Raw genomic sequence first — 14,951 nt, forward strand, 5'->3', positions numbered from 1 at the left:
CTGTACTTAATTAAGTCAGTCTGCATGGGGGTCATCATGGCGTGTCTCCTTGGTTGATGACCCAAAGGTGCCCGATCCCGTGCGCCTCTGCTTGAGGGGGAGGCTTGGAAAACCTTAGGATTGCCTTTGGAAACCTTGGGGCCGGCTGAATTTTTTGGGTCACGACGGAAAAATCGGTGTAAGTTGCGGGACATGGAGCACCATTTCGCCGATTGCACGCTGGATGACGCCCGTCTGACGCTAACTCGTGGTGGTAGCGCGGTGGCCGTGGAACCCAAGGTATTCGACCTGATCCATCTTCTGCTGCGCAATGCTGGAGACCTGGTGACGCGCGACCGAATGGTGGAAGAGATTTGGGGCGGGCGGATCGTGTCCGAGTCTGCGATTTCCGCTTGCATCGCGGCAGCGCGCAAGGCTGTGGGCGACAATGGCAAGGCACAGGCGGTAATCCGCACCGTGGCGCGGCGGGGATTGATGTTGGTGGCCAAAGTGTCGAGGGAGGCGGATGCTAGGCCTTCGGTCCCCGCTCAGGCTCCCGCCGCCACGGCTCAGCGCATCCGCTATTGCAAGAACGAAGATGGCTGTGCAGTCGCTTATGCTATCAGCGGCGAGGGGCCGCCCGTTCTGCGGTTCGGTCCACTGCAAACCACCGACCTGGAAATGGAATGGGCATACGGGCTCCATCGCTCTTGCATCTCGTCGATGGCACTCCACACCCGATATCTGCGCTTCGACAATGTGGGGAGCGGCCAATCAGAACGGGTCCAGCGAGAAATCGACTTTGAGACCGAGGCGCGTGATGCGGCCGCGGTGTCGGACGCGGCGGGCTTCGACCGCTTCGCTGCGGTGTCATTTTCAGGCGGATGCCTTGCAGCGCTCAACTTCGCGGCGCTCTATCCCGAGCGGCTTACGCGTTTGGCGATCGTGGGTGGATATGTCGATGGGCGGTCGCGTCGCAGCGCGGATGCGTCGCCCGACGCGTTGAAGAGCATGATCGCCGAGGGCTGGGCGCGCCCCGAAAGCGCCTTCGCGAGTGCCTTCGCGATGTCTTACTTTCCCGAAGGGCCGGCTGAAGAAGCGCGCGAGGTCCTGCGCGAGATGCAAGCCGCTTGCCCGCCCGAGACTATGCTGCGCGACCGGGACGTGATCAACGATGCGACAGTCGCGCCTCTGCTAGACCAAGTGCGCTGCCCGGTGTTGATCCTGCATGCACGCGACGATGCCGTGCATCCTTTGTCGCAGGCGCAGAAGCTAGCGGCGGGCATTCCGAGGGCCGAACTGGTGGTGCTTGAGACCGCCAACCACGTTCCCTTGCACGGCAGCGCATGCTGGGAGAACTACAATTACACGCTCGCGGAGTTCTTGACCGGGTAACGCGAGCGCTGGCCTCTGAACGATTTCGCGTGTGCAGCGAACGGCTGCAAGGTCCCGCAGAGCGGAAGTAGACCAATTTTTCGTAAGTGTCCGCTCTTGTGGTAAGCGGTCGTTCATAAACAAAACTTCAAATTTCCAGTCATGAACGGCTGCTTAACGCGACGAACCGGTCGTCAGAGAAAAACAGTCGAATGACTGCATCGAGCGGCGGTTTCAACGGGTCGACGCAACACATGCATTGAAACGCTCGGCTGGTGTTTCGTAGTTGAGCGTCTTTCGAGGTCGTTCGTTGAGTTGTCTGGCGACGGCGCTGAGCTTCGCCTGACTATGTATCGACAAATCTGTGCCCTTTGGGAAGTACTGTCGCAGCAGACGGTTGGTATTTTCGTTTGTGCCGCGTTGCCATGGCGAATGTGGCTCGCACAGAAAGACGTCAATATCCGTGGCCAGGGTGAAGGCCTTGTGTCCAGCCATCTCCGTTCCGCGGTCCCAGGTCAGCGAGCGGTACAGCTCTTTTGGCAACTTGCGAGACTGTTTGATCAATGCCTGAATGACACTGTGGCTGTCCTTGTTGCTCACCTTGGCCAGCATCACAAAGCGGGTGTGACGTTCGACCAATGTCGCGATGAAGCTGTTGCCAGACCCTGCAATCAAGTCTCCTTCCCAATGGCCCGGCACTGCTCGATCCTCAACGTCCGCAGGTCTGTCACGGATCGATATTGCGTCGTTGAACTTACCCAGGCCGCTGCGCTTCAAGGTGGCATGGCGGGATCGGCGTATGGATCGTGTCGCCCGCAGATGCGCCAATAATTCTTTCTTAAGTACGCCTCTTGTCTGGATAAAAAGGCTTCGGTAGATCGTCTCATGGGAGACCCGCTTGTTGTCTTCATCGGGATGTTCACGCATCAACCAGCCTGCGATTTGTTGTGGAGACCATTTGCGCGTCAGCTTGGCCGATATTGCGCGGCACAGATAGTCATTGCCCGCCAACTTGCAGAGCTTTGGGCGATGGGCGCGGTCCCAAGCAGCTGCATCAGACACCGCTGCTCGATAAAGTTTGGCGCCGCCATTGCGCCTGACCTCGCGACTGATTGTGGATGCCGGTCGCTTCAATGTTTGAGCAATTGAACGCAGCGAGACCTGCGCTCGCAAGCCTCTGGATATCTCTTCGCGGTCGGAAAGCGTCAGAGCGAGCCGAGACCTCACACGGTCCGGCGGGCGAATGCCGCCAGTGCGCGCAAGCAGCGGATAGATCGACGATGACTCGCGTTCAAACAAACGTCCGATCGAACTCATCGACTCGCCGCGTTGCCATCGATCCCATATCTCTGACTTCTGTTTATCTGTGAAAAATATCCGGCAACGATACTTCATTATGCTCACTCCATCTTTGGTCAAAGATTAAAGTGTTGCGTCGACCCGTTGAAACCGCCGCCCAAAGCGGACCAGATCGGGGCGATTGTATCGATGTCTCGGGTCGTACTGCCACCTGATACAGTGACCTGGGTCAGACCGAGAAATGACCTAAGTGTCTTCTGGGATTGGCAGTTCCGTGCTAGGTTCCAAAAAACCCAGTTGCGGAGCATTTTCATGAAGCTTTATTCAACCCTGTTATTTGCGGTTGCATTTCTCGTCGCTCCCGGGAGCCACGCCCAGACACAGCCGAGCGCCACTGACAATACGTGCCACGCCATGGTCATCCCCGATATGCTTCACGGTGATTATCATATCACGGCAGGACCCTTGCAGATGACAATTGCCGGAAACGTAATGTTCCCCGAAGGCGAAACCTCTGGCCCCGGCACGATCTATCCCGGTCCGTTGCGGGAATACATGGTCAAAATGGTACCGCCAATTCCTGAATTCCGGCTGGAGGAAACCGATGCCTTGCAGCCGGATTGGTATTGGGATGCAGCACCTGCTGGCAGCACAGGCGCTGCCTTCTACATTTCCAGCAACGATTTGGAGATTGTGGTGAATTGCAAGATTTCTGACATGCCGCGTTTTGTTGGAACTTTTCAAACCATGTCACAGCAAGGCACTCCCCTTGATCACACGATCCGGGTTGTGATGGCTCTGCCCGACTGGCTGATCGGTTCCTGGCGCTGGCAATCGAATACCAGCAACGGACCCGTTGAAGGCTTGCGGTATGTGATCTTTGATCGGACAACAGCAAGTATTGGTCAGTGAGAGCAACCGAGGCAGATTGCTTTAGTGATCGCTTGTAATGAGAGGTCCGCTAAATAGACTTACGGCTATCGACCGCTTCTTCCCGTTTGGCCGTCTTTGGCCATGTTGAAAATTCTGCACGATGCACGGCCGGAATCACGGACCGCACGGCTCTGCAGCGAACGGCATGTGTGGATAGCTACAGAGACGCTGATTAAATTTGCTTACCTTTCGGCATTCGCCCGATGGCGGTTTTGTCCGCCGAGCCGACATCGGTGCAGTCTGCGGCGAATAAGGACAATATCGGCAGTCTGTTCAGCGGTCCATGATCCACGTGATCCGGTGTTAGCCGTCAACCCCCGGCAAGTGACGCGCCCACCACCAGGGCGAAGCAGAATACTGCGCCCGCAATCGGAAATACGATATGAACCGTAAAAGCACCTTCGGGTGCCGCCACGCCTTTGATCTTGAACCAGACCAGTGACAGATTGATCACCGCGAAGACTGTCAAAAGCACCTCCGAAGATGTTTCTGCCAGGACGTCCAGCGGCGTGAAGATCGCCATAACCAGAACGACCGCGGCAATGATCACGGTTGCGCGAACCGGTGTTTGCGTGCGCGGCGACACGGTCCCGATCCAAGCGGGCAATCTCCCCGCCTTTGCCATCCCGTAGGTGACGCGGGCAGCCATGATAAGGATAATGACCACACCGTTCATCGTGGCAATGATCGCGATCAATGTGATCGTGAGCGGGGGTAATCCGGTAAGGCGTTCAAAAAGCAGGCTGATCGGGGCAGATGTTTTGGCCATTTCTTCGACCGATACGCTTTTCGCGGCCACGAAGGATACCAAAACATAGAGCAACGTGACCACGGCCAACGTAATTCCTATAGCCCAGGGCATGATTTTTTTGGGGTTCTTAGCCTCTTCCACAAGATTGACGACGTCGTCGAACCCGATGAAGGCAAAGAAGGCAAGCATGCTGGCCGCCAGCACACCAGACACGGCTGGCCAGTCCCCAACAGGCGGAGTCAGCGATCGCGGCAATTCGGCGATGCTGCCGGGGTCGTTGACCAGTCCGAGGACGATAATGATAAGCAGTCCGGCGACCTCTACAAGCGTCATTGCTCCCGCGATCGCGATGGACTCGCGAATACCCCAAGCTGCGATCATTGCCATCGACAGGACGACAAAAGCTACCAACACTTCGCTGCGTAAGGGGATGAGTTCAGCGATATAGCCTGCTGACCCGACAGAGATGGCAGCAGCCGCAATCATCGCCTCTATCAGTACAGCAAGACCAACGGCAATGGTCATCCAGGCAATACCAAACGATTTCTCGACGTAGACTGCCTCCCCCGCTGCTTGCGGCACACGCCCTGATAATTCAGCGAATGACGCTGCGGTAAATCCCATGACAAAGGCTGAGAGCAAAAAGGAAGCAGGGGCGTATGGTCCGGCCCGCACGATCGTCTCGCCCACAAGAACATAGATCCCTGCCCCGATCGTAACCCCAAGACCATACAGGACAAGCCCCATCAGGCCGATCGATCGTTTGAGTGGGACTGCGTCTCGTTCGGTTTTCGACATCTGCAACCTTGTCTTGGGTTGGAATCGTAGCACTGATTGGCACCCGACGGTATAGAAGGTTCAGTTTTGGCTGGGTTTGGAATCGTGGGGGCAGACCGAAACGATCTGTGGTATGTCCGAATTGTTTGTTGCATCCATGTCGGCCACCAATAAGACAGTTAGCCTCGTCAGCGTTGCATATATTGGCGCGCCGTAATACCGCAACGTGTCTGAATGTAAGTTCGGGGGCCCTACACACGAATTGGCAACCAACCCGAAGTGTAAAATTTCATGGGTAAAGAAAGCTTTTTACCTGAAACCACATAACAGTTACCACGCGATGATGATGGCGGAATCGATCATTCGGGTGCTTCCCACTTTTTCGTCTTCCCGCTCCAGCGCCGTCCGTCAGGCCCATGCTTTTCCCAAACCGATAAGCGCTGCCATTCTTCCAGCGACACGATCTTTCCCGTCCATGTCTTGGGGTGACCGTTTAAGGCGAAACCGTGCTTGCAGGTGTCTTGGTCTACGGCAGTTGATGGAAGATTTAACTCCTCATTTTGAATGGGAGCCGTCGCTACACCCGCAACGGCCAAACGCCTTTCCAGCTCAGCATCCGTGACCCCGTGAGGTGGCAACACCTGCGCATGTACCGTTTGTCCGTATTGACCGGTCATGACATTGCACCCGATGCCATCGCCAGTAGGCGCGGGTCTACATCTTCGACCAGATCTTCAAGTTCCATCCGCATGTCCATCAGCTTCGCCAGCTGTGCCGGGGACAGTCTTGGGTCCGCCAACATGTCGTCCAATTCTTTCAACGTCAGAACGATGTCGCGGTCATCAACCATGCCGCACCTCTTTGACAGTGACAGCCCGCCTGACGTGACGCGGGGCCCTTAGTATGAACATATCGCCTGAATCGCTATCCTGACACAGCGTCTCCGGAGGTTATATCCTAGTCACTTAGATTGTAGTTGGCAGCGTTTGTATTTGATTCTTTTCACATTGGCTTTGGATGGCTGCTTTCGGTAGCACCAGACGTTCGCCGCACTCTGCATTAATGACCGCCTTGCGGGACAAAACAGTCATTACTCAATTCCTTCCATTTTTGCATCACCTTTCCGCAAGGCAGACGTTCGTTGATTCACTGCAAACGAGCGGAATGATAGCACTGGTGACTGAAACGTTTGCCTCAGAATGCCTAACAATTACTGGGGCAGAAAGAACTGACGCGGTTGTCGCTTCAGGTCAATGAATTGTGGTTCGACTGTCGCTATTCGATCTTCATATTGCGATGCAGCGTGCGATACTTGGATGGCGTTTTTCCGACGGCTTTTACAAACGCGCGTGAAAAGTTGGATGGGTCCGAATATCCGTCTCGCAGTGATGCTTTATAGCGGTAGCTTTGCGAAGTAAGAGAAAAAGGACTCCTGTTGGAATTCATGCTATTTTGAAGGTCGTCGCCTTCCCATCAAACTGTTCGTTGATGTCGGTAAAATCTCCACATCTCGGAGATTCCAGTCCAAACAAAGGAAAGTGCAATGAACTTGTTGACGCTCGATAACCCGGTCTTTGAAACTTACGCGCTTGTTGCGGCACTTATGGTTCTGAAAATAATGCTGCAAGGCTGGATGACCGTCTACCGGATGTTGAAAAGCGACTCTGGTTTGGTAAGCCCCGAGGATTTACAGAAAGGTCTAATCAACAAGTCGCCAAGACCCGACCAACTTGAGGTCAATGATTATGTTGATCGATCGCGACGCATGCATCGCAATGATCTAGAAAATATCCCAGCATTCCTGGCCATTGGTTTGATTTTTGTTGCGGTTGATCCGACTTTGTTGGCCGCACAGGTTTTAATGTTTGGCTTCGCACTCGCGCGATTGGCACATGCAGTCGCATATTTCACAAAACAGACCCACGAGGTTCGTGCGACATTCTATTCGATTGGCTCCTTAATAGTGATTTTCATGGCGGTCTATGTTTTGTGGAACGTGATTTGAACTGGATACTCTTGCAGTGGTCAAATTGAACATTTGTCCGGAAGGTATTTCCGTAGAACGGTCGTTCAAACGGCTTACAGGTGCGGCACAGCAGTTAACCTCTACCTGCGGGGCTAGGAGCGGACTAGAGAACCAATATTCAAACGGCCTTTTCTTAAGGGCCAATAGCAACAGGAGACTGACAAGATGACCGAGGTCACTGATAGCGAGGCCCCCCCGGCAGGCCCTCCTTGGATCCAGCCTGAAATTCAGCAAGGGATCGCATGGCGCGATGGGGATATCGTCGTTTCGGTGCCCCTGAAAAGCGGCACGACGTGGACGATGAATATCGTGCACCAGATCGTGAGCGGCGGGCGTTCGGATTTTCGCGATATTTACGAGGAAGTTCCGTGGATCGAATTCCTGGGCTCCCCCGAACACTCGCATCGGGATGTTATTGACCGAGTGGCCGCGATGCCCGCCGATGCACGCCGTGCTTTCAAGACGCATTCGCCGCCTCCAGCCGTGCCATTTCAGGAAGCTGGCTCCGGCAACGACGTAAAATATGTCGTGATATTTCGCAACCCGGAAGAGGCGTTTGTGTCTTTCAGGCCATTCCTCGACAAGCATTCGGATGAATGGTTCGGCCTATGGGGCATGCCCCGCGAGGCATTGTGCCGCCCGGACTTCCCTTCCTTTTATTCGGACGTCATAGACGCGAATGGCATGCAAGGGGCCGTGTTCGGCTTTCTGGCTGCGTGGTGGCCACTGCGTAACGAACCGAACGTTATGTTCCTCCATTATGCAGATATGAAGAAAGATCATGAAGGGTCGGTCCGGAAAATCGCGGAGTTTCTGGGCGAAGAGCCAACCGACGCGCAGTGGGAAGAGATTCTTGAATACACGTCTTTCCCGTGGATGAAGCAGAATGAGAGCAAGTTTGAAGCGCACACCGCCGGCAAGGTTTCGATCCTCAAATCTGGCGCGATGATACGGCAGGGCGAAGTCGGAAAGGCCAAGGCCGATGGCATGACGGACGAAATTTCGCAGCATCTACGTGACGTGGGCAGCCAGATTTGCCCCGATGCCGACGCTGTGAAATAGCTTTATGAAGGCGGCAAGTTGCCTGAATAGGATACTCGCTTGCTCGCTTTGATGAACTTCAAGTATGCGGACCTGGCCCCAATTGGGAACTGGGTCGGCAACGCGCCGGGCAGCAATGTCCGCTGACTGAAAATCAAGCCAGCGAATTGCTGCGCTCTCCACAAATGGCCGAAATGCGGATGCTGCTGTGCGGCGGTGGAACATCAGACGTGCACACGACGGTGAACAGACGGGAGCTACGAAATCGACGAACAACACTCTCTGCTCCAATCGATTGTCGCCGGTCATCATGTTCGAGACCCCAGTCGATTTCCAACGCTTTGTGGAAAATGGATATGATGCATCCACAGATGCGGGTGCGATGCAGGGAGACGAACGCACGACGACTGAAGTCAAATTCACAGATGGGCGGTCGTTTTTTGTGCTGAGCAAAACGGGGTGGCGCGTTAACGCCAATGCGTCTGGCACGAAGTATTGGCAAGACAAAGATCTCAATTGAGCGCCGGGGCGCAATCTCAGACCATGCTTGCTGCATCTGCGAGTATCATAGCAGGAGCACTTCCGGAATGGGCTCAAAGCGGAAGTTCACAGGTTTTTGGCGAGTGTCTGCTGTGTCGCGTCAAGCCGCCGTTGGCGACTGGAAATTCGAAACTTTGGTTCCGAATGGCTGCTTTCACCGGCACCAGACGTTCGCTGCACTCTGTATTTATGACCGCCTTGCGGACATAGCGCCCATTCGCCAAAAGTGCACACAGGGCAGCTTTGCTCCCCTTTGGAGACCTTCACTAAGGATTGCACATGAATTGGACAATGCGGGAAGTAACAGCCTTGATTCTGCGTGGTGCACTAACGACCGCGATGGCGGTCAGAAACGGACTTGGGAAGGCTTGCGCTTTGGCTGAGGGCGGCAATAGTTTTCAGTAATATCAATTACTTGGAAGTAGATCGCAGGATGATGGCGGCATTCAGAAACCTTGTCGGCTCAATTCGGCTGCGACAAGCGTACGTGATGCTGTATCGCGCGTCGGGAAGGCCGAAAAATAGTCTTCAGCAGTCGCGTCGGGTTTCAGTTGGCGGACCTTCTGTCGCCATCGGGCCGCCTGGTCATGACGGCCAGCCAAGCTGTTCGCAGAAAGTGCGATCATGGCGATCAGGTAGTGCGCACCGGGCGTAGTGGCCGCGCGGTCGGCCCAATGAGCCGCGGCCTGATGGTCTTCCTTCTGTATCAGCATTTGCGCGCGGACGCCGTGGATGCCGTAGAGCAGTGGATCAAGCGGACTTAGTTCCAACGAGGTGTCCAGAGCTGCGAACGTCACTGGCGCATTGCCCGTCAGCATCGCTGTAAACGCCGCGGCGTAGAAGCCTTGTGCATAGTTGGGATTGAGCGTCGTTGCCCGCGACAGCCAGTCTGCAGCGACTTCTGGCTCGTCCGTCAGCCAGAAGGAGCGGCCCATCGTGAAGTTCGCGAACGGGTCAAGGGCGTCCAGTTCCAAACTACGCTCCGCGTGGAGCCGCGCGTTGCGGGCCGCCGACGACGTATCAGGGATCAGGCGCAAGAAAGCGTCAAGAAAGCTGGTGAAGGACAGGCCGGCGTGCGCGCGGGCAAATTGCGGATCCGCTTTGACTGCCCGTTCGAAACAGGACTGCGCAAGCGCCGTATCGGCGGCTGTGAAGCGGTAGAGATGACCGAGGCCCACATGATAGCTGGCCCAGGCATCCAGGCTTTCAAGATCACGCAGCCCCGCCAGTCGCGCCTCGTTCAAGGGAATGTACGTCTCGAGCGCAGCAACGAGATGCGCCACGATACGCGCCCTCAGGTCGCCGATTTCATCGACGGGCGCCACCAGCCGGTCGGCCCAGACAATCTCGCGGGAGCTGGTGTCCGTCAGTTCCAGAGTAACTGTAACGTTTTGGTTCGCATTTTCGATGATGCCTGACAGGACATAGCGTGCCGTAAGCGCGGTTGACACCAGATCCATATCCGCGTTGTCCTGCCGGAAGCGGAAGGACGACCCGCGAGCAATAACCGCCAGCCAACGCAGCCGCGACAGCGCATCGATAATCTCGTGCGGGATCGCATCGCCCAAGATAGCAAGTTCCGGTAACATGCCGAGCGGCTTGAATGGCAGCACCGCGATTGAGGGACGCCCGCCCGGATGAACCGGCGTATGGGGGGCTGGGACATCGGATGCCACAGTTGCGGGCCGCGTGACGATGACATCGGCGACGAAGCGGAACCCACGACCATGCACGGTGCGGATCACAGCCTGGTTTTCACCGCTGTCACCTAGGGCCTGACGAGCCGAGCGGATACGGCTGGAAATACTTGCGTCCGAGACCGCCCGGCCTTGCCAAATAGCGGCAACAATCTCGTCCTTTGTCACCAGCCGATCGCGGTGCCGGACAAGGTGGATCACCAACGACAGCACCTGCGGTTCAAGCGCTACCGGCTGTCCTGACAAGCTGAGCTCAAATCGCTCAGGATCAATTTTGAAATCTCCAAATGTCCAAGTCATGGCTAGTCATACAGCAAAATTGGCGCTTTCTACAGGAATTCTTCAGATATCCGTCAAGCTTGGCCAAAAAGATTGCCTCAGGATCAAATGATCCACTTGCGCAGGTCGGCAGCTGTCGAAGCGCGAAATGAACTGAATTGCGCCAGGCGGCATCACCGCAATCGATAAAAGCAGAACGGAGAAGACAATGGATTCAATGACCAACCGGACAACGCAAGGGCGCGGCAGGCTCTACGCGTCAGTCTTAGAAACCATCGGTGATACACCTGTGATCCGCATAAATTCGCTCGCGCCAAACTGGGTCGACCTCTACGTCAAGGCAGAGGCCTTTAACCCGGCGGGATCAATCAAGGACCGCCTGGCTCTGAGTATCATTGAAGAGGCCGAGAAGGACGGAAGCCTGAAACCGGGCCAGACTGTGGTCGAGGCAACGTCGGGAAATACCGGTATCGGGTTGGCTATGGTTTGCGCGGCAAAGGGCTATCCGCTGGTGGTGACTATGGCCGACAGCTTTTCGGTTGAGCGCCGCAAGCTGATGCGGATGATGGGTGCGAAGGTCGTGCTGACCCCGCGCGGCGAGAAGGGCTTCGGCATGTATCGCAAGGCTGTCGAACTTGCTGATGCGAACGGCTGGTTCCTCGCCCGCCAATTCGAAACCGGGGCAAATGCCCGCATCCACGAAAACACGACCGCTCGCGAGATCATTGCCGATTTTGACGGCCAGCGGTTGGACTATTGGGTCAGCGGATATGGTACAGGCGGCACCCTGACGGGCGTGGGGCGCGTTCTGCGCTGCGAACGGCCAGAGACAAAAATCGTTCTGTCTGAACCTGCCAATGCACAGCTTTTGGGCAGTGGCCAAGCGCAGGCGCGAAATTCCGACAACTCACCAGCGGCAAGCCATCCGGCATTTGAGCCACACCCAATTCAGGGATGGACTCCAGACTTCATTCCTCATGTCTTGCAAGAAGCGGTGGACGACAAGCTTTATGACGAATTGATCCCCGTGGCCGGTCCCGACGGCGTCGCATGGGCGCAGAAACTTGCGCAGCGCGAAGGCATCCTGACCGGCATCTCTGGCGGATCAACCTTCGCCGTAGCCATGCAAATCGCTGAACGGGCGGCGCCGGGCACCGTGATCCTGTGCATGCTGCCCGACACGGGCGAACGCTACATCACGACACCGCTGTTCGACGCGATCCCCGAGGACATGACAGATGAGGAGAATGCGCTATCGCGTTCGACGCCCGGTTATCAGTTGGCAGCGCAATGACATCTTTTTCAATCGTATCGCAAAAAGGAGTACTTACCATGTTTCGAATGAACCAATTTTCCATGAAAAGCGCGCTCTTGGCCGCAGTCGCCTCCGTTATGGCACCCGCCGTACAGGCAGAAACGACTGCAGACAAAATTGCGCGGGCCATGACAGCCGCGCCGACCAACATTTCCGAACAAGCCACTTTCCGGGACCTCGACGGGACACTGTTACAGGAAGGCACAAACGGCTGGGTCTGTTTTCCTGGCGTTCCACTGATCCCTGATGACACGCACCCGATGTGCAACGACGCCGTTTGGATGGCTTGGATGGATGCCGTATCGACCGGTGGAGATTTCTCCACTGACGTTGTCGGGGTGTCTTACATGCTGGCTGGAGATGCGATGGTCAACAACGATAATCCCATGGCCACGGATCAGAACGATGGCGGCATGTGGATCGAGGAAGGCCCGCACCTAATGCTGTTGTTTCCCACCAAGGAAATGGTGGCAAATCTGTCGAATGACCCCTACGCGGGTGGCCCCTACATTATGTGGGGCGACACGCCGCTGTGGCACGTCATGGCCCCAATCGAGGCACAGGATCCGATGAATTGATCTGCAATCCAAGCACACCCTAAGAAGGAGAAACGTGATGCAACTTTACATGATCCGGCGCAGCAGCGCCTGGGCCGACACCGCAGAACTTGAAAAGACCGCCGCAATCTCGGGCAAGATCGGCGACGAGGAAATGTCCGACAAGGTGCGCTGGATCCGGTCCTATGTCGTCAACGAAGCTGACGGGCGACTGGGCACCTGCTGTATCTACGAAGCGGTCGACGGCGACGCGATCCGCGAACACGCCCGGCGGGTCGGAATGCCAGGCGACGACTTCTTGCCAATTGCGGCAACCGTCGTCGTGCGACCCGATCCCAAAGCGTCCTGACAGTCATGGCTGACGGCCATTAAGTTCGGGCAATTGGACCAAGGGGACAATTGTGAAAGAAGTGAACAACCCCCGAGAGGAAACCCTCGACCCTGCCGATTGGGAAACGCTCAGGGGTCTTGCCCTGCGTATTGTTGGGGATGCGGTTGACTATACGCGTGACCTGCGCGACCGCCCATTATGGCAGGACATGCCGCCCGAGGTCCGCGCCCGGTTCCGTTGTGCTATGCCGCAAAAGGGCAGACCACTGGCGGACGTTTATCAGGACCTTGTCACCAACATGTTGCCTTATCCGATGGGCAATATCCATCCGCGCTTCTGGATGTGGTACATGGGGGCAAGCAATTTCACTGGCGCATTGGGTGATTTCCTCGCCGCAATCCTTGGCTCGAACCTTGGGGGTGGTGACCATGCCGCTGCCGAGATCGACAAACAGGTCGTCAACTGGATGAAAGAGATGATGGGCTACCCGGCGTCGGCGAGTGGTACGCTCGTTTCTGGCGGGTCGATGGCAAACCTCATTGGATTGACCGTGGCGCGTAACCAGATGTCCGGCATCGACATGCGCGAGTTGGGCGTGGGGGCGCTCAAGGCCCCGATGCGGTTCTACGGCTCTGACCAGATCCATTCGTGCCACCAGATCGCGGTGGAAGCGATGGGACTGGGCAACCAAGCGTTGCGCCGCGTGCCTTCCGACGGTGCTTGCCGGATGGACATTGCGGCCCTGCGCGATGCGATCATCGCGGACAGGGCGGCGGGGTTCCAGCCCGCGTGCGTGATAGCGACGGCTGGCACGGTCAATACCGGTGCCATCGACGATCTGGAAGCCATCGCCGACCTCTGTGCCGAAGAGGGCCTGTGGCTGCATGTGGACGGCTGCATTGGCGCGCTGCTGACCATCGCGCCCAAAGGCAAGGCGCTCGTACGCGGGATCGCGCGGGCAGACTCCATCGCCCTTGATCCGCACAAGTGGCTGCATGCGCCCTTCGAGGTGGGCTGCGCTCTGGTGCGGGATGCCGACGCGCATTTCGGCAGCTTTACGGTTACACCGGAATATCTAGAAAATGCACCACGCGGCATTGCGTCAGGGGCTTGGTTGCACGACTTCGGCCTCCAGACGTCACGCGGGTTTCGAGCACTTAAGGTATGGATGGCGCTGGAGGAACATGGGGTCGCCAAGTTCGGTCGCCTTATTGAACAGGATCTCGGCCACGCTCGATATCTGACAGAGCGGATCGAGGCAACTACCAATCTAAGCATTTGCTTTCCAACAAAAATCAACATCGTCTGCTTTCGGTATGACCCAAGTGGGTTGGACGAGGCGGCACTTAAGATGTTGAACACCGAAATCATGATGCGAATGCAGGAGTCCGGTGTCGCGGCTATTTCGGACACGACGGTGCGAACTCGTCACTGCCTGCGCGCTGCAATCAACAATCACCGCACCACGCGCGCGGATCTAGATATTCTCGTCGATGAGTTTGCCCGTCAGGGGGCGATGCTGATCCGGGATAGGCGCTCTTGACCTCTGCATTCTGTCACTGAAAAGCCCCGCATGCTCCAGAGACCGGAGCAGAAAGAAAGGCACCCCTAGCGCCAACGGATGGGTTGGCTCCGCACTGATCTTCATCACATTGATTATGTCTGACCTATCTCGAGCAAACTTCAAACACGACGAAAACTTGACCTCTGCATTGCGGAACTGACGGTCAAGTTCCGTTGCAGACCTAGGGACACCCGACATTCTTGCTGGTTCCAATGCGCCTCATTTTGACCAACCCCGCGACATCACCCAACAACCGACTAATCTTGGCGTATGCCGATTACATGTTGCACGCATGCCGTGTAGGTTGCCTCTCGATCTTCAAATATGAAATACAAACAAGTTCATCTCGTCATCAATCAAATGAAAAAATCTCTGCTGAACGCCGACTATCGCGCTATTTGCAGACATTCGTACACTGCGCAGCATTAGGCACTTCAGGGCTCACTGCCGTCATTCGACTGTTTATCTCTGATGACCGGTTCGTCGCG

14 protein-coding genes are annotated in these 14,951 nt (G+C 56.2%); 9 read left to right on the forward strand and 5 right to left on the reverse strand.

Features of this window, described 5'->3' with window-relative positions; all coding sequences use genetic code 11:
• The first annotated feature begins 192 nt into the window (after window positions 1-192).
• Window positions 193-1,374: an alpha/beta fold hydrolase gene (locus OLX72_RS02650; RefSeq protein WP_433989733.1), complete on the forward strand. Its 1,182-nt coding sequence runs from the start codon at window positions 193-195 to the stop codon at window positions 1,372-1,374.
• Between the two features lie 213 nt (window positions 1,375-1,587).
• Here OLX72_RS02650 and OLX72_RS02655 read toward each other — a convergent pair whose 3' ends face one another.
• Window positions 1,588-2,748, reverse strand: coding sequence for an IS30 family transposase (locus OLX72_RS02655; RefSeq protein ID WP_433989734.1), 1,161 nt, complete (start codon window positions 2,746-2,748; stop codon window positions 1,588-1,590).
• A gap of 93 nt (window positions 2,749-2,841) precedes the next feature.
• Between OLX72_RS02655 and OLX72_RS02660 the strand changes: the two genes are divergently transcribed.
• Window positions 2,842-3,564, forward strand: a complete 723-nt coding sequence (locus tag OLX72_RS02660; RefSeq protein WP_433989735.1) for a hypothetical protein — start codon at window positions 2,842-2,844, stop codon at window positions 3,562-3,564.
• A 331-nt stretch (window positions 3,565-3,895) separates the two neighbouring features.
• Here the strand turns inward: OLX72_RS02660 and OLX72_RS02665 are convergent, their stop codons facing one another.
• The 3 genes from OLX72_RS02665 to OLX72_RS02675 form a co-directional block, all read right to left on the reverse strand.
• Window positions 3,896-5,134, reverse strand: a complete 1,239-nt coding sequence (locus tag OLX72_RS02665; protein ID WP_433989736.1) for an APC family permease — start codon at window positions 5,132-5,134, stop codon at window positions 3,896-3,898.
• Between the two features lie 338 nt (window positions 5,135-5,472).
• The gene (locus OLX72_RS02670) at window positions 5,473-5,790 is read right to left on the reverse strand and encodes a hypothetical protein (RefSeq protein ID WP_433989737.1); all 318 of its coding nucleotides are present in this window, start codon (window positions 5,788-5,790) and stop codon (window positions 5,473-5,475) included.
• The gene (locus tag OLX72_RS02675) at window positions 5,787-5,963 is read right to left on the reverse strand and encodes a hypothetical protein (RefSeq protein ID WP_433989738.1); all 177 of its coding nucleotides are present in this window, start codon (window positions 5,961-5,963) and stop codon (window positions 5,787-5,789) included. The genes OLX72_RS02670 and OLX72_RS02675 overlap by 4 nt, the downstream gene beginning before the upstream one ends.
• Before the next feature lie 693 nt (window positions 5,964-6,656).
• On the opposite strand from OLX72_RS02675, the gene OLX72_RS02680 reads away from it, so the two are divergent.
• The 3 genes from OLX72_RS02680 to OLX72_RS02690 all read left to right on the forward strand — a co-directional run bounded on the left by OLX72_RS02680 (window position 6,657) and on the right by OLX72_RS02690 (window position 8,700).
• Window positions 6,657-7,118 carry an MAPEG family protein gene (locus OLX72_RS02680; protein ID WP_114869426.1) on the forward strand — a complete coding sequence of 154 codons (462 nt, stop codon included), beginning with the start codon at window positions 6,657-6,659 and terminating at the stop codon, window positions 7,116-7,118.
• Window positions 7,119-7,304: 186 nt separating this feature from the next.
• A complete protein-coding gene (locus OLX72_RS02685; protein ID WP_433989739.1) occupies window positions 7,305-8,201 on the forward strand; it encodes a sulfotransferase domain-containing protein in 897 nt (298 codons plus the stop codon).
• Between the two features lie 289 nt (window positions 8,202-8,490).
• Complete coding sequence (locus OLX72_RS02690) at window positions 8,491-8,700, forward strand: hypothetical protein (RefSeq protein WP_433989740.1); 210 nt, start codon at window positions 8,491-8,493, stop codon at window positions 8,698-8,700.
• Between the two features lie 466 nt (window positions 8,701-9,166).
• On the opposite strand, the gene OLX72_RS02695 is transcribed toward OLX72_RS02690, so the two are convergent.
• A complete protein-coding gene (locus tag OLX72_RS02695; RefSeq protein WP_433989741.1) occupies window positions 9,167-10,717 on the reverse strand; it encodes a winged helix-turn-helix domain-containing tetratricopeptide repeat protein in 1,551 nt (516 codons plus the stop codon).
• Window positions 10,718-10,904: 187 nt separating this feature from the next.
• Between OLX72_RS02695 and OLX72_RS02700 the strand changes: the two genes are divergently transcribed.
• From OLX72_RS02700 to OLX72_RS02715, 4 genes are read left to right on the forward strand one after another with little or no spacing between them, the layout of a single operon-like run.
• Window positions 10,905-11,990 (forward strand): PLP-dependent cysteine synthase family protein, encoded by a 1,086-nt coding sequence (locus tag OLX72_RS02700; RefSeq protein WP_114869484.1) that lies wholly within the window; start codon window positions 10,905-10,907, stop codon window positions 11,988-11,990.
• Between the two features lie 38 nt (window positions 11,991-12,028).
• On the forward strand, window positions 12,029-12,589 hold the full coding sequence (locus tag OLX72_RS02705) for a hypothetical protein (protein ID WP_114872155.1): 561 nt from the start codon (window positions 12,029-12,031) through the stop codon (window positions 12,587-12,589).
• Window positions 12,590-12,626: 37 nt separating this feature from the next.
• Window positions 12,627-12,917, forward strand: a complete 291-nt coding sequence (locus OLX72_RS02710) for a nickel-binding protein (RefSeq protein ID WP_114869485.1) — start codon at window positions 12,627-12,629, stop codon at window positions 12,915-12,917.
• A 52-nt stretch (window positions 12,918-12,969) separates the two neighbouring features.
• Window positions 12,970-14,442, forward strand: coding sequence for a pyridoxal phosphate-dependent decarboxylase family protein (locus tag OLX72_RS02715; protein WP_433989742.1), 1,473 nt, complete (start codon window positions 12,970-12,972; stop codon window positions 14,440-14,442).
• Window positions 14,443-14,951: the final 509 nt, after the last annotated feature.

This window comes from Sulfitobacter sp. TBRI5 (genome assembly GCF_051013555.1).
In the GTDB taxonomy this organism is placed as follows: Bacteria; Pseudomonadota; Alphaproteobacteria; order Rhodobacterales; family Rhodobacteraceae; genus JL08.